Source organism: Janibacter sp. GXQ6167, from assembly GCF_041365945.1.
Taxonomy (GTDB): domain Bacteria; phylum Actinomycetota; class Actinomycetes; order Actinomycetales; family Dermatophilaceae; genus JBGFSK01.
The window spans coordinates 1-21,361 of the sequence record NZ_JBGFSK010000012.1; the positions used below are offsets into that span (position 1 = coordinate 1).

Below are 21,361 nucleotides of genomic sequence, written 5' to 3' on the forward strand. Positions count from 1 at the left end.
CTTGCGCCATGGCTCGAGCACTACAACACTGAACGACGCCACAGCTCACTCGCAGGCCATCCACCCATCAGCCGCCTGTAACCAACGTGGTGGCCGGGTACAACTAGGCGACGGGCTCGCCCCCTTCGCCCGGCTCTCATCACGGACGGTATGGGAGGGTGGGGCGCATGACTCGCCGAGCCGTCTGCCCCGGTTCCTACGACCCGGTGACCGCCGGGCACGTCGATGTCCTACGCCGCGCGGCGGGCCTCTTCGACGAGGTGATCGTCGCGATCTTGCATAACCCGGCGAAGACCGGCACCTTCACCATCGACGAACGCATCGGCTATATCGAAGACGAGGTCGCGGACCTCCCGGGCGTACGGGTCGAGGCCTTCGCGAACCGCCTTCTCGTCGACGTGTGCACCGAGGTCGGCGCGACCGCGATCGTCAAAGGGCTGCGCGGCGGGACCGATTTCGCCTACGAGATGCCGATGGCCCTGATGAATCGGCACCTCACCGGGGTCGAGACCCTCTTCCTCCCCGGCGATCCCCGTTTCGAGCACGTCTCGAGTTCGCTCGTGAAGGAGGTCGCCCGATTCGGTGGGGATGTGACGGGCCTCGTGAGCGACGCGGTGCGGGATGCGCTCATCGAGCGGCTGCCCCGTCCCGGCGAGGTTTTGGGGGACGGGCGGCCCGTCGGGTAATCTGGTGCGTCGGCCCACGCGTCCTTTGGCGCGGCCGTCCTATGTGATGCCCCCTTCACCCACCCGATTAGCGGAGCCATGAACCGGATCAGCCCTGCCTCGCCCTTGGCGCTCGACGCCAAGGATGTTGGTCGACGCCCCGGGGTGATGCACGAGATCGAGCGGACCGTGGGGGCGCCAGCCGACTTCGGCAATGACGTGTTGAGCGTCGCCGAGGGCGAGCCGATCGAGCTCGACCTTCGGATGGAGTCGGTGCACGAAGGGGTGCTTGTCACCGGGACGGCTACGGCAATGGCGACCGGTGCCTGCGTGCGGTGCCTGGACCCGATCGACCATCCGGTCGACGCGCGGTTCCAGGAATTGTTCGTGTGGCCCGATCGTGCCAAGCACCACCGCACGGTGGAGCCGTCACAAGACGATGAGGCCGAGCACACCATCGAGGACGATCTGATCGACCTCGATCCAGTGCTCCGGGACGCGGTGCTGCCGGCACTGCCGTTCCAACCGGTGTGCCGGGACGATTGCCCCGGGCTGTGCTCCGAATGTGGAGCCCGGCTCGAGGATGACCCGGACCACCATCACGACGTGATCGACCCCCGTTGGGCGGCTCTGCAGGGACTCGGATCCCTCACCGACCAGGCGGGAACTACGGACCAAGAGAAGAGGAACTGACGTGGCTGTCCCGAAGCGGAAGGTCTCGCGCTCCAACACCCGCTCGCGCCGGGCGAACTGGAAGGCGACGCCGACGGCGCTGTCGACCTGCCCGCAGTGCAAGTCGCTGGCCCCGGCCCACCAGGCCTGCCCGACCTGCGGCACCTACAAGGGTCGCTACTACGCGACGGCGGACCGCACCGAGCACCAGGCGTAAGCCCCGCGCGTGGCTCGCTCACGCCGGACGCAACCGACGCAGCGGCCCGTCGAGGAGCTCTCGGATCACCTCACCCAGGTGACCGGAGAGCCCGTCGACGAGTCGCTGCTCCTGCGTGCCCTGACGCACCGCTCGTACGCGTACGAGAACGGCGGCGTGCCTCATAACGAGCGGCTCGAGTTCCTCGGGGACTCCGTCCTCGGGCTCGTCGTCACCGATCACCTCTACCGGATCCATCCGGATATCACCGAGGGCCAGCTCGCTAAGCTCCGGGCTGCCGTGGTCAACATGCGTGCCCTCGCCGAGGTTGCGCGGACCATCGCGCTCGGGGAGTACCTCTTCCTCGGTCGCGGCGAAGAGGCGACCGGTGGGCGCGATAAGGACTCGATCCTTGCGGACACCACCGAGGCCGTGATCGGCGCCGTCTACCTCTCCTCGGAGCAGCCGAGGGGCCAGGAGTGCGCGGCCGAACTCATCCACTCCTTGCTGGACCCGCTGATCCGCCACTCGGCGACGCTCGGCGCGGCGCTGGACTGGAAGACCAGCCTGCAGGAAGTCGCCCAGGCGGCCAATTTCGCGAGCCCGATCTATCGCACCACCGAGGACGGCCCGGACCACGCCAAGACCTTCCACTCGGAGGTCATCGTCGGCGATGAGGTCCGTGGGACCGGAGTCGGTCGGAACAAGAAGCACGCCGAGCAACAGGCCGCCGCGATGGCCTGGCGCGCCCTCACCGAAGGCTGAGCGAGGCCCGTGCCCGAACTGCCCGAGGTCGAGGTGGTCCGCCGCGGCCTCGATGCGCACGTCGTCGGTCGGCGGATCACCTCTGCCGATCTCTTCGGCGCGCGCGTCGCCCGCCGCCACCCTCTTGGACCTCTCGATCTGGCCGATCGGCTGGCCTCGCGCGTCGTCTCGGGGGCGCACCGCCGGGGGAAGTATCTCTGGCTGGCTCTCGGCGATGGTGCGGGCGAAGCGGACGAAGGGTTGATCGTTCACCTCGGGATGAGCGGGCAGATGCTCGTCTCGGACGCGAGTTCGCCCGCGCAGCGCCACCTTCATGCCCGCTTCCGCTTCGCTGACGGAGGTCCGGAGTTGCGGTTCGTCGATCAGCGCACCTTCGGGGGCCTGGCGCTCAGCCCCCTTCGCCCTGACGGGCTCCCGCTCGCCGTGGCCCACGTGGCGCGCGACCCCTTCGACCCGGAGTTCGACGCCCGTCTCGTCGCCCGGCAGATCAAGGCCCGCAGCAGTGGGATCAAGCGGGTCTTGCTGGACCAGAGGGTCGTCTCGGGGATCGGCAATATCTACGCCGACGAAGCCCTCTGGCGTGCCGGGATCCATGGCGAGCGAGCCGCGTCCGCTCTCACAAAGCCCGCGATCGAGCGCCTTCTCGGGCACGCGCGCGATGTCATGCAGGATGCGCTCGCGCAGGGCGGGACGAGTTTCGACGCGCTCTACGTCAACGTCAACGGCGCGTCCGGCTACTTCGACCGATCGCTCGCGGCCTATGGGCAGGCCGGGCGCCCCTGCCAGCGGTGTGGGGCGATCATGCGACGCGAGCAATTCATGAACCGCTCGTCCACGTCGTGCCCGCGCTGCCAGCCCCGCCCGCGAGCGCGGCGCATCCCGTAGCCGGGGTGCCAGGGGTGCGGGGGCGAGCACCTTCGGCACCCCACCTCGCTGGGTGGCCTGCACAGGGTGCGGGACTGAGCACCTTCAGCACCCCACCTCTCGGGGTGGCCTGCACAGGGTGCCGGGGCGAGCACCTTCAGCACCCCACGCTGTAGTGGATGACGGTGCGGTTCAGGGGGTCACTCGGACCGGCAGACGCTTGACCCCGCGTTGGAAATTCGAGCGGAGCCAGGCGGGATCGCCGGCGGATTCAATCCAGGTCGTGCGCGTCAGCAGTTCGGTGAAGATCGCGCCCATCTGGACGCGCGCGAGATTCGCGCCGAGGCAGACGTGCGGCCCGTGGCCGAAGGCGAGGTGCGCCCGCGGAGGTGGTCGCACCGCGTAGCGCGCGATATCGAAGACGTCCGGTTGGTCGTAGACGGACGGGTCGCGATTGGCGGCGGCGAAGGAGACGACGACCTTGTCCCCCTTCGCGATCGTCTGACCAGCGATGGTGGTCGGGGCCGCAGCGGTGCGCCGGAAGATCATCACCGGCGTCCACCAGCGGAGCATTTCTTCGACCGCGGCCGGGATCTGCGAGGGGTCGGCGCGTAGCGTGCGCTGGGCGTCCGGGTGCTGGAGGAGGGCGACCATCCCGCCGGGGATGCCGTTGCGCAGGGTTTCATTGCCAGCGACGGCGAAGAGCCAGAAGAGGTTTTCGAACTCCTCGATGCTGACCCCGCCCCCGAAGCCGGTCGGCCCATCGTCACGCTGACTCATCAGGATCGACATGATGTCCTCACCTGGGTCAGAGCGCTTCGCTTCGCCAAGGAGATGGGCGTACCGGTAGAGGTCGGGCATGCCGGCGCGCGATCGAGGGTCAGGCATCCGCCCTTCCTCATCCGGGGTCGGGCGGAGTGCCAGCGCCTCGCGCGCCATCTCCGACCCGCTCTTGGCGTCGAAACTCGCGCTCACCGCGTAGTCGGGGTCCTGCCAGCCGATCACCCGGCTCGCCCAGTCGAACATGAGCCAGCGGTCCTCGCTCGGCATTCCGAGGAGATCGGCGAGCACGAGAAGGGGGAGATCCGCGGCCACCTCCTTGGCGAAATCGACGACGTCCGGGCCGGCGAGCATCCGCTCGATGATGGTCCGCGCGTGGTCACGGACCCGCTCGTCCAGAGATCGAACCGCGCGCGGGGTGAAGGAGGCGTGGAGTAGCCGCCGGAGCCGGGTGTGCTCCGGCGGGTCCATGTTGAGCATCATGGCCCGGACGTACTCGAGGTCGGCCGGTCCCTCGGGATCGCGAATCTGCGTCCCGCCGAGCGCGGAGGAGAAGGTCGCGGGGTCGCCGAGCACCGTGCGGACATCGGCGTGGCGGAGCACCAACCAATACCCAGTGCCGGCTGGCCAGCCCGGCATGTCGGGCTCCTCGACCCAGGCGATCCCCGGCCCGTCGCGTAACGCCGCGAGCTCGGCATACGGGACGTCCCCGACGTAAGTCGCGGGGTCATGGACCCGCGAGGTGGCGGCCGCCAGGTCCGTCGCTGACACCCCTTAGTCCTTGAGGAATCGTTCGATGCTGGTCGCCAGCGCCACCGGAGCCTCAAACATCGGGTAATGCCCGGCGTTTGGCATCACCTCGACGGTGCAGTTGGGGAAGTGGGGAGCCCAGGTCTGCTTCACGGTCTCCTCGCCCAGCGCGGGATCGTGTTCGCCGGCGATCACGAGGATGGGGTGCTGCTTGCCCTCGACCTCATCGAGGAAGTCAGCGTTTGCCCACGCTTCGACCGCGCCGCGGAAGGCCTCGACCGTGCTCTGCTCCAGGCTGGAGTCGACGACTGACTGGACGAAACGGGGTGCGAGGCGATTGCCGGTCGTGAAGTCGATGATCCCGTAGCGGCGTCCCGGGTCGTCCGGCGCGCCGAAGAAGAGGTCACGCCCCGCCTCGTCCAAGGGGGTGGGCTGAGCGCCGACCGGGGTGATGGCGACGAGCCGGTCGACCCGCTCGGGAGCCTTGGCGAGGATGCGCAAGATACCCGCGCCGCCCATGGAGTGGCCCACCAGGGAGAAGGAGTCGGCGCCGAGTTCGTCGGCGAGCGCGAGCACATCGTCGGCGACCTCATCGAGCGAATAGGTGCCGCTCTCGCCCTTCCGCATGCCATACCCGCGGTGATCGGTGAAGACCCAGGTCGCGGCCTCGGGATCGAGGTAATCGGGGAAATCGCCCCAGCCGTCGGAACATCCGAACCACCCGTGGAGGAGGAAGACGGTCTGCTCGCCGGTGCCGATGGAGCGGTGCGCAATGGGCATGGGGGACTCCCTTGGTCTCGTCGTTGAGTTCCTGACCCGACCCTAGTGCCCGCACCCCGAGTCAGTCGCGGGCATAGAGCTCACTCGCGAGGTCGATGAGGTCTTGCAGTTGCGGGGGAGGGTGGGCGCGCCACCAGGCCAGCCACACCGGAACCGGCGGGGCGTCGCGGACCCGGCGATAGGCCACGCCGGGATAGGGGTGTTGCTGCACCGTCGCCGCGGTTGTCATCCCGTCGAGCTCGCCCGCAGCGATCCGCGCGAGCCAGTCCTGCAGCCCGCGGGTTGACCGGGTCTTAGCAGGAGCGGCGTCAGGGGCCCACAAGTCGACCGTCGTGGTGCCAGTGCGCGTATCGACGGCCACGACGCGCCCAGCGAAATCACGAAGGGAGAGAGTCCGTCGCCGGGCGAGCGGGTCCCCCTTCGCGATCGCGGCGTAGCGGGCTTCGACCCCGATGACCTTGGCGCGGATCGCCGGATCGCGAACCTCCCGCCGGGTGATCGCGAGGTCGGCCTGCCCCTGGGCGAGGCCGGCTGTCGGTGTATTGGCGTGGATGAAGGAGACCGTCGACCCCGGATGCTGCTCGGCCCAGGCGCGCTGGAGATCAATGGTGTGGCGGCCGAGGGCCGCCCAGGCGAACCCAATCCGTACCTCGGAGCCGGCGTCGGCGACCTGCTCGGCCAGCCGGTCACACTCCGCGAGCGCCCGTCGCGCGTGCCCGAGCGCGAGCCGCCCTGAGGTCGTCGGTCGCACGCCGTGGGCGTTGCGTTCGAGGAGCCGGACGCCGAGCTCGGCTTCCAGACCGGCGATCGTGCGCGAGACGCTCGCCTGAGAGAGGCCGAGGGTGATCGCCGCATCGGTGAAGGTGCCCTCATCGACGACGGCCACCAGGGCTCGGAGGTGTCGAAGTTCCATACGTTTAGCGTATGGCAGGCGGTGATCATGCATTTTGCGTATGACCCGACGGGTCGAAGACTCACCGTCATGACCGATCTCCAGACCCCCGTCGCGACAGCCGAGCCGCGTCGCGCCCCCGGATACGCCGCGATGGTGGTCGGCGCAACCTCAAATCAGGCCGGCGCAGCCACCGGTGCCCTCGCCTTCGACGCGATCGGTCCGCCCGGAGTGGTCGCCGTGCGGCAATTTGTCGCCGCAGCCGTCCTGGTTCCGCTGACCCGGCCGCCGTGGCGCCAGATGAGCTGGTCGCAATGGTGGCCAGCTCTCAGTCTCGGCCTGGTCTTCGCCGGGATGAATCTGGGCCTCTACACGGCCATCGATCGGATCGGGTTGGGGCTCGCGGTGACCTTGGAGTTCCTCGGGCCCTTGGCGGTCGCGCTCGGGTCATCGCGGCGCGGTCTCGATGTGCTCGGAGCCCTCCTCGCCGGTCTGGGGGTCTACGTCCTGGTCCTGCCGAGTTCCAGTACCGACCTCATTGGGGTTGCGAGCGGCCTCTTCGCGGCGGCCTGCTGGGCGGCGTACATCCTGCTGAACCGCACTCTCGGCACACGCCTGCCCGGCCTTCAGGCCCCCGCGGTCGCAGCGTGCGCCGCGTGCGTCCTGACGACGCCCATCGTGATCCATTTGGTGATCGACGGCCGATTCACAGGGGCGGCGCTCGGCGCGGCCGTGGCGGCGGGTGTCCTCGCCTCGGTCGTGCCCTACTGCGTGGACCTCTTCGCCCTTCGCCGCGTGCCACCTGGGGCCTTCGGCCTCTTCTCGAGCATCCATCCGGTGCTCGCGGCGTTGGCCGGGATGATCATTCTCGGCCAGACGCTCCGCATCAACGAGTTCGCGGGGATCGTGCTGATCGTGCTCGCCAACGTCATGGTGATCGGCGCTCAGGCCCGCGCACGGCGGGTGGTGCTGGCACCCGATGTATCCCGCCGTCATCGTTGACGGCGCGATACATCGTCCGGCGTGAGGAAGGTGACCGCTGGGCGCGGGTTATCCACAAGGTGCGACTCAGGGGGTGCTATTGCCCCGGATCTGCGTCATGGTGGAAGGCACTTTCCTTTTCGACGACGAAGGGGGCACCCCGTGGTGGTTCGTCGGGTTGCTGGTGCGCTCGTGGTGCTGACGGTCGCGCTCGGGAGCGCAGGGTGCGGGGACGACGAGACCCCAGCACCGTCGACGACCTCGGTCGCCTCGCCAAAAAAGGGCCCGGCCTTGACCCCGACCGAGACCAGTTCATCCACGAGTGGGACGGCAACCTCCGGCACGACGTCACCCACGTCAGGGGAGAGCGCCGCGCCCGACCTGCCCGAGGCCGCAACCAAGAACACCAAGGCCGGAGCGATGGCCTTTGCGGAGTTCTACACCGTCCAAGTTGGCGAGGCTTTCAGAACAGGGGACACGACCGCCTTAAAGGCGCTGGGGGAGTCAAACTGCGTGGCGTGCAAGGCGCTCGTCGATGGGATCGATGAACTCCGCGCTGATGGCCTCCATGCGGAACGGAACCCGAACACGGACATCCGCGCCGAGCAGCCCCAACGGAGCGAGCGAGGCCTTCACGTGAGGGTGAACCTGGCAATGGTCGAGTACGACCTGGTCGATCAAGACGGGAAGCGGGTCGAGAGATCTCCGAGGACGGTCGGCTACTACACGCATCTGTTGCATTGGAGGGCTGGGCAATGGCGCGTAGTCGATTCTGTTCTTTCTGTTTAGGGATGCTGCTCGTCCTCGCTACGGGCCACCTCGTAGAAGGAAAAGCGGCGGAGGCGGCACCGACGGCGGACGACCCCGAGCACAGCGCGTGGACAAGGCGCAACCAGATTGGGCTCTTGCTGAGGAGTTCGCGCGTTACAACCCGCCCTTCAGGCCAGAAGCAGTCGACGCGTGGCGTGGCCTCTGCTCGACCTCCGTCGCGGGTGCAGTATCGATCGGTGGTGTGCTCGGGGGCGAGCGCCCGCCGCGATCAGTCCGGCTGTGCCTCCGCGCTCGGATCGTGCATGGTCTCGCAGGTGGGCTACGCGGGCGTGCCGACCTTGATCTGGAGCCGGCCGCGGGGTTCCGGAGCCTGGAGTCCGGGCCCCCAGGTCGTGTGCTCGCCTGAGGCGGCGCCTCCAGGGGTCGCGGTGCCCGCCCAACCATCGATGGGCCAGGTCTTGTCTGCGTACCGATCGGTGCCATTCGCCAAACCAAGGGTCAGCATGGAGCCTCCGGGCCAGAAGACCTTGGTTCACCTACCGACCTACTACGCGGTGCGTTGGTCAGACTCGGGGCTCGGCCCGGGTGAAGTATCTGCGCCGGTCACCCTCTTGGGGTGGAAGGTGGAGTTCCAGATCGCGGATCCCGAGTACAACGTCCGGTTCGGCGACGGCAACGCATCGGGCTGGACCTCGAGCCGCGGCGGGCGGTACCCCGATGGCGACATCGTGCACGCATACACCGATACCGGGGTGATGTCGGTTAAAGCCGACGCCCGACTGCGAGGCAAGTTCCGGATCGACGGCGGCCCCTGGCGTGACATCGACGGCGTCGCGGACCTCGACAATGAGCCCGTCTCGAACCTGCGGGTCGTCGAAGCCAAGCCGCGCCTGGTCGACGACTAAGGCATACCTGATCCGGGTGACCGAGGCCTGCGAGGTCAGCGCCGATCCGAAGGCACCTGCGACGTAGGCCTCGGTGAACAAGCCGCTCATCCAACTCGCGGGCTCCGCCATCACCTCGCGGGCCGTGGAGTCTGCGCCGGCGACCGTGGTCCGGTCACCAGGAGAGGAAGGGGACTAACTCGTACGACTCGCGCGGGGGCGGGTCGGGGTCGGGATACTCCGCGACCGGTGTGGCCTCGATCTGACGATGGCGAGGTGGCGAGTAGAGCTGACCGGTCAAGGTGGGCGACGCCGCGCCGGGGCCGTCGGTCACCCAGGCGGCGCCGAGGATCGCGTGATCGCCCCATTGTGATCGGCCGGCGGCGAGCTCGGTCCTCGAACTGAGCCCAGCGAGGTGTAGCCGCTCGCCGGTCGGTGCTCGCCATCGTCGTGCTTCTGGGTCTTCGATCGCCTCGACCATGCCGGTCGGGGCGCTCGCGATCGCCATACCGTGCTCATCGGTGACGGTCAGTCCGGTGCCAGCCGGGCCAATCCCGTCGGGGCCGATGGTGATCGCGATCTCGCCGCGGTGAAGTGCATCGTGATGCGCAGGGCAGAGGCTGACATTGCTCTCGTAGTCGGTGCCGCCGCCACGACTCCAAAAGTCGACGTGGTGGATCTCGACGAAGCGCACCGCCGGACAGCCCGGCACGACGCACCCTCGGTCGCGGTCCTCGATCAGGCGCCTCGTACGCATGGGCACGATCCGCTGTTCGCGCCCGACGCTGACCGGACGACCATGACGGTCCTCGTGGACCGGCTGGATGATCCCGTCACAGGTGAAACGCTCGGCGATCCGCCGCGGGATGCTGCCCCGCCCGTTGAGCCAGGAACCATCGGCCGACAGATGGACGTAGACGCGATAGCGCGCTGCCCGCGAGCTGCAGTCGGTGCTGCTCAGAGATCGGCTCGACATCTCGGCGATGGCGTCGGCGTGAGTGACGCTGGTCTGGCCCGAGGTGAAGAGGGCGTCCTTGGCTTCTCGGACAGCGTGCTCGATCAGCGCTCCGACATCCGACGGTGCCTCATAGCGCAGATGGAATCGTCCCCCTTGGTGCCACATGGCAAGGCAGGGTGGCTCGACCGGCGGGTCTGCGGAGACATCGGCGTCCGCGGCGGTATCTGCTGCCGGGCGGATTGATGACTCGTCGCCCCCATCGCGAGCGAGGGCGAGCTCCGCGGCCTCTTGGCCGGCAGCGAAGTCATAGCGCGCAACGACCCGGCGCAACTGCGTGACGGTGGTCTGTTCGGCGAGATGGGTGATCGACTCCTCGTGGCTGCTCGGAACCCGAGAGGCCACCACGGCCGCCTGGTCGAAGGTGATCCGTCCCAGTTCGCGGGAGCGAGTCAAGACCGGTTGCTCGCCTGCGCGCCGCGCAATGCGGACCGCATCCCGGGCCCGGGCCGGCGAGATCCCGGCGCGGACGGTGAGCCAGTGCTCTGCAGAGGTGAATCCGCGGCCCATCGACTCGGGATCGGCGATGACCTCGGCCGCGAGGGCGACGAGATCGCGATGGGCGGAGTTCAGCCGGCCGGCCACCTCGCGGGCGCGCTCGATCAACGCTCGACCGTGGTCCTCACTCGAGACCGGGTGAGAGCCCCCTTCGCTGCGAATCTCTACCGTCGCCCTCATGACCTAATCGTACAGGTGTTCGAACAAGGGCACAAGGGTGTGATGGCAGAAAAAAGGGAGGATCAGGGGATCGGGAGGTCCTTCAGGGTGACCTTCTGGCCGGTGTGCTTCTCCGATAGCCCCGCGAACGCCTTGCGGATCGTGTTGGCGTACAGGTGGGCGCCGGTCAGTGAAGGGTGGATGCCGTCGGGTTGCAGCGATGTGGGCGACCCCGCTGCTGCGGCATTCCAGTTCGCCACGGTGACATTGGGATAGTCCGACGCGATCGCGGCGAGTTGCTTGTTGTCGCTCGGGATCCGCGAGAGGCGATCGCCATGCAGGTTGACCAGGACCACCATCCGGTCGGGGCCGATGAGATCGAGGGTCTTGCGGATCGTCGCTTCATCGGTCCCGGCGTTGGTCCCGTAGGCAAGGACCACCGCGCGCCGAAGGGAGCGGCCCGCGTTGTGAACCTCCGCATAGCCGTGGTGCCACTGCTGATTGGACTTGGCGCTGATCTGCACTCCCGGGAAGTAGTACCGCAGGGCCGGCACGCTCCCAACCACCATCGAGTCACCGAAGATGTCGATGTCCTTGCCCTTGGGCATGGTGAAGCTCTTCTTGCCCGTAAAGGTCTTCGCCGCCTTCGTGTCGCGCTTGCCACTCGCGGCGGCAGAGTTCTGCTCAATCACCTGCTGCGTGGAGCTCTTGTCCGGAGCGGTCACGAGGACGGCGGTGAGCACCACCGCGAGGATGACGGCGACCGCGAGCGCACCGCGTCGGGTGCGCTCTGAACTCATCGCGAGCAGACCACCGATCACCCGAGCGGTGCCGCGAAAGCCCCGTCGCCGAACCGGCGTTTCTATGAAGCGGAAGGACAGATCCGCGAGGGCCAGGATCACGACCACGGCCCACAGGCGCGACCACAGGAAGGCGGTGGTACCGGCCGCCGTGGGCGCATCTTGGCCGATGATCAGGATGACCGGCCAGTGCCACAGGTAGATGCCGTAAGAGCGCTGGCCAATCCAGGTGAGCGGGGGCAACTCGAGGGCGGTGCGGAGCGGGCCGGGCCGGTCGATCGCCGCCAGTACCAGGACAGCGGTCGCTACCGAGGCCGCGAGGATCCCGATCCGGAAGGTCCAGGCGGCTCCCTCATCGGCGAACCAGAACAGTCCGGCGAGGCCCACGAGGGCGCCCGCGGTGATCGCCCGTCGGTAGCGGACCCAGACCCGACCGGTCGTGCCTGCGCGCGTCGGCCCGGCCCACCAGAAGGCAAGCGCCGATCCCAGCATCAGCCCGGCAAGATGCGTGTCGGTCCCGTAGTAGACCCGAGTCGGCGCCTCCGGGTCGTAGCGCAGCGCCATCATCGCCGCCGAGGTGAGCCCGAGCCCAACGACAAGCCCAGCGATCACCCCTTCGCTGACCCGCAACCGATGCCGCAGCGCCAGCAGTCCAAGGCAGGCAAGCGGCCAGAAGAGGTAGAACTGCTCCTCGACCGCGAGCGACCAGAAGTTCATGAACAACTGCGGCGACGTGGCGTTGAAGTAGTCCGAGCCGTGGGCGATCTCGAGCCAGTTCGTGGAGAAGGTCAAGGCCCCAAGCGTCTGGCGCCCGATGCCGACCAGCAGATCCGCCTCGACCGTGCGCGCGATCAGGATGCACGAGGGCACGACGACGAGGAGCGCCGGCAGCAGGCGCCGCGCGCGCCGGGTCCAAAAGCCCTTGAGGTCCACGCCTCCGGTGGCCTCGCGCTCGCGCACGAGCAAGGTGGTGATCAAAAAGCCCGAGATGACGAAGAAGACGTCGACGCCGAGGAAGCCGCCGGGTAGCCAGGTCGGATCGAGGTGGAAAAGCAGGACCGCGGCGATGGCGACGGCGCGCAGACCATCGAGCCCGGGCAGGTGCCGGGCGCGTGGCCGGGCAGCACCCGACGGCGCATCCGGAGCGCGGGTCGGGGTAGCGATGGTGGCGTCGACTCCCACGAGACCAAACGGTAGGGATTGGGGCCGACAACCGGGGGGAGGCGCACCGAGGGGCGCCGGACTTGCCTACCCTGGCCGATATGAGTGACGAAGGGGGATCCGCTGCCCCGATCCGAGTGACCGCCTTCGTGCGAGGACGCGTCCAGGGGGTGGGCTTTCGCTGGTGGACCCGCGCGCGGGCACTGGAACTCGGCCTCGCCGGACACGCCCGCAATATGGACGACGGCCGCGTCGAGGTCGTCGCGCAGGGCCCGGCCGAGCAGGTGGATCGGCTGATCGATCTGCTCGGGGAGCAGCCGTCGACCACCAACCGCCCGGGGCGCGTGCAATCCGTGGCGCGGATGGACGGGACGTGGCGCGATGGGGTGTCCGGCTTCGTCGAGCGCTAACGACTCCGAGAAGCGCCGTCGTAGGCTGCGGGGCGTGAACGAGACCCCGCCCGAACTGCTGCGCCTGCGCCAGAGCATCGACAATATCGACGCAGCGCTCGTGCACCTGCTCGCCGAGCGCTTCAAGGCGACCCAGCGGGTGGGGGTCTTAAAGGCCTCACTCGACCTGCCGCCCGCCGACCCGGCGCGCGAGGAGCGCCAGATCGAGCGCCTGCGTGGTCTTGCCGACGAAGCCGGCCTCGACCCCCACTTCGCCGAGAAGTTCTTGACCTTCATCATCGCCGAGGTGATCCGCCATCACGAGGCGATTGCCGACGACCGCGGGGGGATTGCGGACACCCACGGGTAGGCTCAGCGCCCGTGTACGTCAAGTCTCTGACCCTGAAGGGCTTTAAGTCCTTCGCTTCGGCGACTCATCTTCGGCTCGAACCCGGCATCACCTGCATCGTCGGCCCCAATGGTTCGGGTAAATCCAATGTCGTCGACGCCCTGGCCTGGGTCATGGGCGAGCAGGGCGCGAAGTCGTTGCGCGGTGGGAAGATGGAGGACGTCATCTTCGCGGGGACCGCAGGACGGCCCCCGCTCGGCCGCGCCGAGGTGTCGATGACGATCGACAACACTGACGGCGCCCTGCCGATCGACTACACCGAGGTGACGATCAGCCGGACGATGTTCCGCAACGGCGGTTCGGAGTACGCGATCAACGGCACCCACTGCCGCCTGCTCGACGTCCAAGAGCTCCTCTCCGACTCGGGTATCGGCCGAGAGATGCACGTCATCGTCGGCCAGGGGCAACTCGACACCGTGCTGCGGGCGACGCCGGAGGAGCGGCGCGGTTTCATCGAAGAGGCGGCGGGCGTCCTCAAGCACCGCAAGCGCAAGGAAAAGGCGCTGCGCAAGCTCGACGCGATGGAAGCTAACCTCGCCCGCCTCGCCGATCTCACCACCGAAATCCGCCGCCAGCTCGGCCCCCTCGGTCGTCAGGCCGAGGCCGCCCGTCGCGCCGCGGTCATCCAGGCCGACGCCCGCGACGCCCGGCTCCGACTCCTCGCCGATGACCTCGTCCAACTCACCTCCGCTCTCGAGCAGGAGGTCGCCGACGAGACCGCCCTGTTGCGCCAGCGGGCCGAACTCGAAGAGGCCCTGCTCGCCACCCGAGAGCGAATCTCCGCCCACGAGCAGACGTCCGCCGAGGCGGCCCCGCTGCTCGCCGCGGCTCACGACCGCTGGGTGAGGCTCCAGTCCCTAGCCGAGCGCATCGACTCGGCCGCCTCCATGGCCGCCGACCGCGTCCGGCTCCTCAGCCGAGACGACTCCGATGAGCGCACCACCGGCCGCGATCCGGACGAGCTGCGCGCCCAAGCGGAGCGGGCCCGCAAGGACGAGGAACTCCTCCGCGACGAGATCGCCCGCGTCAGCGAAACCCTCGCCCAAGCCGTCGAGGCTCGAGAAGAGGCCGAGCGCGCGTACACCGCCGAGCATGACCGCCTCGCCCGGCTCGCTCGCGCTGCCGCGGACCGAAGGGAGGGCCTCGCGCGGCTCGCTGGACAGGTCGGCGCCCGGCGGAGCCGAGTCGAGGCTGCCGAAGCCGAGATCGGCCGCCTGCGCGCACTCGTCGAGACCGCGACCGAGCGGGCGGCGAACGCCGAGCGCGAGTTCACCGCGCTGGAGTCGACGATCGCCGACGAAGAGGGCAGCGAAGAGGGCCTCGACGCTGCCTACGAGCGCACCCACCAAGCCCACGCCGACGCCGCCCTTGAGGTCGAACGCTGGCAGCAGGCCGAGCGCGACGCCGAGCGGGACCGCACGTCCGCGCAGGCCCGGGTCGAAGCGCTCGAGCTCAGCTTGCGCCGCAAGGACGGCGCCGCCGCCCTGCGCGAGGCCGCGAAGGGGGATCACGACATCCTCGGCAGCCTCGCCGAGCTCGTCCAAGTCACCGGCGGACACGAGGCGGCCGTCGCCGCTGCCCTTGGCTGGGCCTCCGAAGCCCTCGCAGTCGGCACCGCTCACGCCGCTGCCCGAGCCGTCGAGCAACTGCGGGCCGACGACGCCGGTCGCGCCACCCTGATCGTCGGTGAGACGGCGCGGCCCATCAGCAAGGGGGAGTGGCCCGCCCTTCCGTCCGGCGCCACCTGGGCCGTCGACGTGATCGAGGCACCCGCGTCGGTGCGCCCCGCCGTCGAGCAAGTCCTCGAGCGGGTCGCGATCGTCGAGACCACCGAAGACGCCATCGCCTTGCTGGAGCAGCGCGAAGGGGTGAGCGCGGTCACCGCCGATGGCGACCTCTACGCCCCCGGAGTCGTCCACGGCGGCTCCAGCGCCGCGCCCAGCACCCTCGAGCTCGCTGCCGCGCTCGACGAGGCCCGAGAAGCCGTCGCCGACGCCACCCGGCGCGGGGAGCAGGCGGGCTTCTCGCTCGCCGCCGCCCGCACCACGCTCGCCGAGCGGGCCGAGGCGATGGAGACCGCGATGGAGGCCCTGCACGAGTCCGACGCCCGGATGGCCGCGGTCGCAGAGCAACTCGGCTCGCATGGCCTCGCGATGCGCTCCGCCCGCGCCGAAGCCGAGCGCACGCAGCGCTCCATCGCCGAGCTCACCGGCACCTTGGAGTCCGGCCGCGCCGAACTCGCCGAGTTAGAGGCCCGGCTCACCCAGGCCGAGGCCGCTCCGGCAGAGGAGCAGGACGAGCAGACCGACGACCGCGACCGCCTGGAAATCGAGGCCAGCCGCGCGCGCACGGCCGAAACCGAAGTGCGGCTCTCGCTGCGCACCAAGGAAGAACGGGCCCGAGCCCTGCACGGCCGCGCCGAGTCCCTCGAGGGCGCCGCCCGCAATGAAATCGCCGCCCGCGAGCGCCTCCGCGCCCGTCAGGAGCAGCGCCGACGTGAGGCCGAGACCGCCTCGGCCGTCGAAACCGCCGCTCGCTGGGCGGTCGGGCGGGTGCGCCTCGCCCGCGACCTCGCCCAGACCGAGCGCGCCGCGGCCGAGGAGGCCCGCACCGAGCGCGACCGGGCCCTCGCCGAGCTCCGCACCGTCCTTGCCGCCCAGCAGGACCAACTCCGCGACGTCACCGACAGCGTCCACCGCGACGAAGTCGCCCGCGCGCAGCAGGTCGCTCGGATCGAGCAGATGCAGACCCGGGCGATCGAGGAGCTCGGGATGGACCCCGATGTCCTCATGGACGAGTACGGCCCCCACCAACTCGTGCCGCACGTCGCTGGGCCCGAAGAGGACCCCGAGGCCGACGACTTCCCCGAGCCCGCTCCGTACGTCCGGGAGGTGCAAGAAAAGCGCCTGCGCACGGCCGAGCGAGGCCTGCGCGCCCTCGGCCGGGTCAACCCCCTCGCGCTGGAGGAGTTCGCCGCGCTCGAGGAGCGACACACCTTCTTGACGACCCAACTCGAGGACCTGCGCCAGTCCAAGAAGGATCTCCTCGGGATCGTCGCGGAGGTCGACCAGCGGGTGGAGCAGGTCTTCTCCGAGGCCTTTGCGGACACCGCCGAGCAGTTCGAAGGGGTCTTCGCTCGCCTCTTCCCCGGCGGCCAGGGGCGGCTGATCCTCACCGACCCATCGGACATGCTGACGACCGGGATCGAGGTCGAGGCCCGGCCACCCGGCAAGAAGGTCAAGCGCCTGTCTCTCCTCTCCGGTGGAGAGCGCTCGCTCGTCGCGGTGGCCCTGCTCGTCGCGATCTTCAAGGCGCGGCCGTCGCCCTTCTACATCATGGATGAGGTCGAGGCGGCGCTCGATGACACCAACCTCGGCCGCCTGATCACCCTCTTTGAGGAGTTGCGCGACTCCAGCCAACTCATCGTCATCACCCACCAGAAGAAGACGATGGAAGTCGCCGACGCCCTCTACGGCGTCAGCATGCGCGGTGACGGGATCACCGCCGTGGTCTCCCAGCGGGTCCGGGACGTCTCCACCGCCTGAACGTCCACCACCGCGGGCCTGTGAGAGTCCTGACAGCCCGGGTGTCGGGGTTGGGGTTACTCGCGAGAATGGGCGAGCATAGAGGCATGCTTCCGTTAGTGCTGGGTCTGCTCTTCTGCCTCGTTCTCGCCGTCGTCGTGTTGGGCCTGGTGGCTGTGCCGGCTCGCCGCGAAGGCAAGGATTTGCTCACCGAGCGCGGTGAACGCGTCGTGGTCCGCGTCAAGGACCAGGCCGACGCGGCGAAGGGGCGTGCGGGCCAGGCGGGACATCGCGCCGGCGCCCTCGTCCCCGGCCGCAAGGGCGCCGCGTGAGCACCGGGTTCGACCCCGGCACCTTGGACGAGGCCACTCGTCCGCAAGACGACCTCTTCGGTCATGTCAACAACTCGTGGTTGGCGTCGCACACGATCCCGGAGGACCGGGGACGGTTCGGCACCTTCGATGACCTGCGCGAACGCTCCGAAGAGCACGTTCGCGCGCTGATCGACGAACTCTCCGCGGCCGAGCATCAACCCGGCACCACCGCGGCGAAGGTCGCCGATCTCTATCGGGCGTTCATGGACGAAGCTGGCCTCGACGCGCTCGGGGCAGACCCCCTTCGGCCGCTCCTCGCTCAGGTCGACGCGGTGAGCGACGTCGGCGCGCTGATCGTCTTGACCGGAGCCCTCCAGCGCGTGGGCGTCACCGGAGTGCTTCAGCCCTTCGTCGACACCGACCCCGGCGACGCGGGACGCTACGCCTTCCTGCTTGAGCAGAGCGGGCTCGGCCTGCCCGATGAGTCCTTCTATCGCGAGGAATCCTTCGCGCCGATCCGTCAGGCCTACGTCGCGCACATCGCCAGGATGCTCGTGCTCGCCGGGATCGCGGCCGACGAGGACGAAGGGGGCGAGCGCGCGGCGGCGATCATGGACCTCGAGACGCGGCTCGCGGCCGGTCACGTCGACGCGGTGACCGCGCGCGACACGATCAAGGCCTACAACCCCAAGACCGCCGCAGAACTCGCCGAACTCGCCCCGGGGTACGACTGGCAGGCGTGGATGGCGGCTCTCCAGGCACCGGAGCGCGCGCTGGACGCCCCGATCGTGCGCCAGCCCGGATACCTCGGCGTCATCGCCGAGACGATGCGCGAGGTCGACCTCTCCACCTGGCAGGACTGGCTGCGCTGGCACATCGTGAGCGAGTACGCGCCGTACCTCACCAGTGCGATGTCGGCTGCGAACTTCGACTTCTACGGGCGGACCCTGTCGGGAATCCCCGCCCAACGCGCTCGCTGGAAGCGGGGCGTCGGGCTGGTCGAGGCAGCGATCGGCGAAGCAGTGGGGGAGTTGTACGTCGAGCGGCACTTCCCCCCTTCGGCGAAGGAGGCGATGAACGACCTCGTCGCCAATGTCGTCGAGGCCTTCCGCCGGTCCTTTAGCGACCTGGAGTGGATGGGTGAGCAGACGCGCGCCGAGGCCCTAACAAAACTGGGCTCGTTTGTCGCCAAGGTCGGCTACCCGGACCGCTGGCGCGACTACTCCGCGCTCGAGATCGACGGCGAGGACCTGATCGGCTCGATCCAGCGCGCGACCGAGTTCGAGATCGACCGGATGTTTGCCAAGTTCGGCGGGCCGATCGACCGGGGCGAGTGGTTCCTCACCCCGCAAACGGTCAACGCGTACTACCACCCGGGGATGAACGAGATCGTCTTCCCGGCGGCGATCCTGCAACCCCCCTTCTTCGATGTCGACGCCGACCCTGCCCTCAACTACGGTGGCATCGGCGCGGTGATCGGTCACGAGATCGGGCACGGCTTCGATGACCAGGGCTCGACCTATGACGGCACCGGCACGCTGCGTGACTGGTGGACGGCCGAGGACCGGGCGCGCTTCACCGAGCGCGCCGAGCGCCTTATCGCCCAGTTCTCGGAGCTGGAAACCCGCGACGCGCCCGGCGAGAAGGTCAACGGCGGCCTCACCGTCGGCGAGAACATCGGTGACCTCGGCGGCCTCCAGATCGGCCACGCTGCCTACCGAATCGCCTCCGAGAAGGCCGGTGTCGACCCCCACGAGGTCGGCGAGGACGGCCTGACCGGCGATCAGCGGTTCTTCATCGGCTGGGCCCGGGTGTGGCGTGGGCTCGCGCGACGCGAAGAGGCCAAGCGGCTCTTGACCGTCGACCCGCACGCGCCGATGGACCTGCGCGGTAACGCCGTTCGCAATGTCGACGCCTTCCACGAGGCGTTTGGTAGCGAGCCCGGCGACGGGCTCTGGGTCGACCCGGCGGAGCGCGTCACCGTCTTCTAGCGCGCCCAGCTCGCGCTCTCGCGCGGCGGGGTTGGTCGGGATCGCCCGGCTGAGCGAGGATGGCGGGTGTGGACGACATCCTGCTCTATGCCCTGATCGCTGTCGGCATCCTGATCGCCGCCATTGCTGGTGCCGTTGGACTTCTTCGCGGCCGTGGCGGCTCGACCAAGGAGCTGCCCCCGCAGACTCGGCCGAAGGAGAAAGCGGACCACCGCCAGGGCACCTTCGTCATCGACCGCCCCAGCGATAAGGCGGCGCCGGCCGAACGGCACGAGGAGGAGCCGGCGCCACCAGTCTCCGCTCCGGCCCCGGCGCCCGAGGTCGCCGAGGCTCCGGCTCCGGAAACCCTGCCCGCGCAGGACTTCGAGCCCGTCCCGCCCGCTCCCGCTGATGAGAGCCAGCCGGCCCCGGATGTCTACGAGCGCATTCCCGAGCTCGAAGAGGAGATCGCCCCCGAGGTCGTCGAGGCCGAGGAGATCCTCCCCGAACTCGACACCCCGGCCCCGACCCAGGACCGGATGCGCTCGCTGCGGGCCCGCCTGGCGCGCTCGAACTCCGCGCTCGGTCAACGCCTGCTCGCTCTGCTTTCCGCCGGCTCCCTCGACGAAGAGGACTGGGAGGACGTCGAGGACACCCTGCTGCAGGCCGACCTCGGCGTCGAACCGACGACCGAGCTGGTCGAGAACCTCCGCGCCCGCGTCGCGGTCGATGGCACCACCGATCCAGAGGTGGCGCGGGATTGGCTCCACCAGGATCTGCTGACCCTCGTCGACCCGACGATGGACCGCGGTCTCGCCGCGAGCCGCGTCGGGGATCGCCCCGCGTGCATCCTCGTCGTCGGCGTCAATGGCACGGGGAAGACGACCACGGTCGGCAAGCTCGCCCGCGTGCTCGTCGCCAACGACCGCGATGTCCTCCTCGGTGCCGCTGACACCTTCCGCGCTGCCGCTGCCGATCAGCTCGAAACCTGGGGCTCGCGCGTCGGTGTCCCCGTTGTCCGGTCCGCCAAGGAGGGCGCCGACCCCGCCGCCGTCGCCTTCGATGCGGTCAAGGCCGGCTTCGAGTCCGAGGTGGACTGCGTGATCATCGACACCGCCGGGCGCCTGCACAACAAGGTCGGCCTGATGGACGAACTCGGCAAGGTCAAGCGCGTCATCGAAAAGCAGTCCCCGATTGATGAGGTCCTGCTCGTGCTGGACGCGACGACCGGGCAAAACGGGATGCAGCAGGCGAAGGTCTTCGCCGAGGCGGTCGATGTGACCGGAGTCGTCCTCACCAAACTCGACGGCACCGCGAAGGGCGGCATCGTCGTCGCGGTGCAGCGTGCCCTTGGCGTCCCGGTGAAGCTTGTCGGGCTCGGGGAGGGGCCGGACGACCTCGCCCCCTTCGTGCCGGAGGCCTTCGTCGACGCGATCATCGACTAAGCCCCCTTCGGGCTAACCGCCGTCGGTCGTCGGCGGGTCCGGGGTCTGCGTGGGCTCCGGCGGCGTCTGCGTCGTCGTGGGCTCCTGCGTGGGCTCGCCCGTCGGCTCCGGCGGCGTCTGGGGATTGGTCCCCGGCGGCGTCGCGGTCGGAGTCTCCGGGCCCGTCTCGGTCCCGCGGGTCGTCGGCGTCGTGGTCGGCAGGCTGGGCTCCGAGGTCGTCGTCGGCTCGGATGTCTGGGTGGTGGTCGTCGTGGTCGTGGACTCCGTCGGCGTTGCCGGGCCGGAGACCGCGCGGAAGAGCAGGAAACCGCCGGCGAGAATCACCAAGGCCAACAACGCCACGAGCGCGAGCACGGCCGGAGAGAGCTTCTTCTCCGGCGGCGGGCCACCTGGAGGCGGCGCCATGACCTGCTCATCGCCGTACCCGACCGGTGGCTCGCTCGGGGCGGGCTCCATCCGCCGGGTGGCGTCGGAGTCGGCACCCTCCATCCGCCGGGTGGCATCGGGGTCGACGCCCTCCATTCCGTGCGGGTCGAGGGGCTGGGTGGCGTGAGGCTCAAACGGCCGCGTCGCGTCGTCCTCCGGCGGATCGGACGGGGGCGGCGGATACGAACTCATATGGCCATGACAGCACGGCGGCAACCCCGGGCGCGAGTACCCGCGCCGTCTCACCAGGC

The 21,361-nt window shown here is 69.3% G+C and carries 22 protein-coding genes; 15 read left to right on the plus strand and 7 right to left on the minus strand.

Annotation, left to right across the window (positions count from 1 at the left end; translation table 11 throughout):
- The 6 genes from AB8K43_RS14345 to mutM all read left to right on the plus strand — a co-directional run.
- A partial coding sequence (locus AB8K43_RS14345) for an integrase core domain-containing protein (protein ID WP_370892097.1) occupies nucleotides 1-81 on the plus strand: 81 nt, incomplete at its 5' end.
- A gap of 86 nt (nucleotides 82-167) precedes the next feature.
- Nucleotides 168-686, plus strand: coding sequence for a pantetheine-phosphate adenylyltransferase (coaD, locus tag AB8K43_RS14350; protein WP_370894893.1), 519 nt, complete (start codon nucleotides 168-170; stop codon nucleotides 684-686).
- 78 nt (nucleotides 687-764) lie between these two features.
- Entirely contained in the window at nucleotides 765-1,358 is a 594-nt protein-coding gene (locus AB8K43_RS14355; RefSeq protein ID WP_370894894.1) for a DUF177 domain-containing protein, read from the plus strand.
- Between the two features lies 1 nt (nucleotide 1,359).
- On the plus strand, nucleotides 1,360-1,554 hold the full coding sequence (gene rpmF / locus AB8K43_RS14360; protein ID WP_370894895.1) for a 50S ribosomal protein L32: 195 nt from the start codon (nucleotides 1,360-1,362) through the stop codon (nucleotides 1,552-1,554).
- Nucleotides 1,555-1,563: 9 nt separating this feature from the next.
- Nucleotides 1,564-2,298, plus strand: coding sequence for a ribonuclease III (gene rnc, locus AB8K43_RS14365; RefSeq protein ID WP_370894896.1), 735 nt, complete (start codon nucleotides 1,564-1,566; stop codon nucleotides 2,296-2,298).
- A 9-nt stretch (nucleotides 2,299-2,307) separates the two neighbouring features.
- Nucleotides 2,308-3,183: a bifunctional DNA-formamidopyrimidine glycosylase/DNA-(apurinic or apyrimidinic site) lyase gene (gene mutM, locus AB8K43_RS14370; RefSeq protein ID WP_370894897.1), complete on the plus strand. Its 876-nt coding sequence runs from the start codon at nucleotides 2,308-2,310 to the stop codon at nucleotides 3,181-3,183.
- Nucleotides 3,184-3,354: 171 nt separating this feature from the next.
- Here the strand turns inward: mutM and AB8K43_RS14375 are convergent, their stop codons facing one another.
- From AB8K43_RS14375 to AB8K43_RS14385, 3 genes are all read right to left on the minus strand, one after another.
- Nucleotides 3,355-4,713, minus strand: a complete 1,359-nt coding sequence (locus AB8K43_RS14375) for a cytochrome P450 (RefSeq protein WP_370894898.1) — start codon at nucleotides 4,711-4,713, stop codon at nucleotides 3,355-3,357.
- A 3-nt stretch (nucleotides 4,714-4,716) separates the two neighbouring features.
- Complete coding sequence (locus tag AB8K43_RS14380) at nucleotides 4,717-5,472, minus strand: alpha/beta fold hydrolase (RefSeq protein ID WP_370894899.1); 756 nt, start codon at nucleotides 5,470-5,472, stop codon at nucleotides 4,717-4,719.
- A gap of 61 nt (nucleotides 5,473-5,533) precedes the next feature.
- Nucleotides 5,534-6,385: a LysR family transcriptional regulator gene (locus AB8K43_RS14385; protein WP_370894900.1), complete on the minus strand. Its 852-nt coding sequence runs from the start codon at nucleotides 6,383-6,385 to the stop codon at nucleotides 5,534-5,536.
- Nucleotides 6,386-6,454: 69 nt separating this feature from the next.
- Here AB8K43_RS14385 and AB8K43_RS14390 point away from each other — a divergent pair, with 69 nt between their 5' ends.
- Entirely contained in the window at nucleotides 6,455-7,366 is a 912-nt protein-coding gene (locus AB8K43_RS14390; protein ID WP_370894901.1) for a DMT family transporter, read from the plus strand.
- Nucleotides 7,367-7,507: 141 nt separating this feature from the next.
- Nucleotides 7,508-8,134, plus strand: coding sequence for a DUF6318 family protein (locus AB8K43_RS14395; protein ID WP_370894902.1), 627 nt, complete (start codon nucleotides 7,508-7,510; stop codon nucleotides 8,132-8,134).
- A 301-nt stretch (nucleotides 8,135-8,435) separates the two neighbouring features.
- On the opposite strand, the gene AB8K43_RS14400 is transcribed toward AB8K43_RS14395, so the two are convergent.
- Entirely contained in the window at nucleotides 8,436-8,621 is a 186-nt protein-coding gene (locus tag AB8K43_RS14400) for a hypothetical protein (protein ID WP_370894903.1), read from the minus strand.
- On the opposite strand from AB8K43_RS14400, the gene AB8K43_RS14405 reads away from it, so the two are divergent.
- Nucleotides 8,620-9,021: a hypothetical protein gene (locus tag AB8K43_RS14405; protein WP_370894904.1), complete on the plus strand. Its 402-nt coding sequence runs from the start codon at nucleotides 8,620-8,622 to the stop codon at nucleotides 9,019-9,021. The genes AB8K43_RS14400 and AB8K43_RS14405 overlap by 2 nt on opposite strands.
- Before the next feature lie 154 nt (nucleotides 9,022-9,175).
- Here AB8K43_RS14405 and AB8K43_RS14410 read toward each other — a convergent pair whose 3' ends face one another.
- Both AB8K43_RS14410 and AB8K43_RS14415 read right to left on the minus strand, forming a co-directional pair.
- Nucleotides 9,176-10,693: an HNH endonuclease signature motif containing protein gene (locus AB8K43_RS14410; RefSeq protein WP_370894905.1), complete on the minus strand. Its 1,518-nt coding sequence runs from the start codon at nucleotides 10,691-10,693 to the stop codon at nucleotides 9,176-9,178.
- Nucleotides 10,694-10,755: 62 nt separating this feature from the next.
- Nucleotides 10,756-12,654 (minus strand): acyltransferase family protein, encoded by a 1,899-nt coding sequence (locus AB8K43_RS14415; protein WP_370894906.1) that lies wholly within the window; start codon nucleotides 12,652-12,654, stop codon nucleotides 10,756-10,758.
- A gap of 80 nt (nucleotides 12,655-12,734) precedes the next feature.
- On the opposite strand from AB8K43_RS14415, the gene AB8K43_RS14420 reads away from it, so the two are divergent.
- The 6 genes from AB8K43_RS14420 to ftsY all read left to right on the plus strand — a co-directional run bounded on the left by AB8K43_RS14420 (nucleotide 12,735) and on the right by ftsY (nucleotide 20,684).
- Nucleotides 12,735-13,043 (plus strand): acylphosphatase, encoded by a 309-nt coding sequence (locus tag AB8K43_RS14420; RefSeq protein WP_370894907.1) that lies wholly within the window; start codon nucleotides 12,735-12,737, stop codon nucleotides 13,041-13,043.
- Between the two features lie 34 nt (nucleotides 13,044-13,077).
- Nucleotides 13,078-13,392, plus strand: coding sequence for a chorismate mutase (locus AB8K43_RS14425; RefSeq protein ID WP_370894908.1), 315 nt, complete (start codon nucleotides 13,078-13,080; stop codon nucleotides 13,390-13,392).
- A gap of 11 nt (nucleotides 13,393-13,403) precedes the next feature.
- Complete coding sequence (gene smc / locus AB8K43_RS14430; RefSeq protein ID WP_370894909.1) at nucleotides 13,404-16,976, plus strand: chromosome segregation protein SMC; 3,573 nt, start codon at nucleotides 13,404-13,406, stop codon at nucleotides 16,974-16,976.
- Between the two features lie 86 nt (nucleotides 16,977-17,062).
- Nucleotides 17,063-17,287: a hypothetical protein gene (locus AB8K43_RS14435; protein WP_370894910.1), complete on the plus strand. Its 225-nt coding sequence runs from the start codon at nucleotides 17,063-17,065 to the stop codon at nucleotides 17,285-17,287.
- A complete protein-coding gene (locus tag AB8K43_RS14440; protein ID WP_370894911.1) occupies nucleotides 17,284-19,260 on the plus strand; it encodes a M13 family metallopeptidase in 1,977 nt (658 codons plus the stop codon). The genes AB8K43_RS14435 and AB8K43_RS14440 overlap by 4 nt, the downstream gene beginning before the upstream one ends.
- A gap of 59 nt (nucleotides 19,261-19,319) precedes the next feature.
- The gene (gene ftsY, locus AB8K43_RS14445; RefSeq protein ID WP_370894912.1) at nucleotides 19,320-20,684 is read left to right on the plus strand and encodes a signal recognition particle-docking protein FtsY; all 1,365 of its coding nucleotides are present in this window, start codon (nucleotides 19,320-19,322) and stop codon (nucleotides 20,682-20,684) included.
- 12 nt (nucleotides 20,685-20,696) lie between these two features.
- Here ftsY and AB8K43_RS14450 read toward each other — a convergent pair whose 3' ends face one another.
- Nucleotides 20,697-21,302 (minus strand): hypothetical protein, encoded by a 606-nt coding sequence (locus tag AB8K43_RS14450; RefSeq protein WP_370894913.1) that lies wholly within the window; start codon nucleotides 21,300-21,302, stop codon nucleotides 20,697-20,699.
- Between the last annotated feature and the right edge of the window lie 59 nt (nucleotides 21,303-21,361).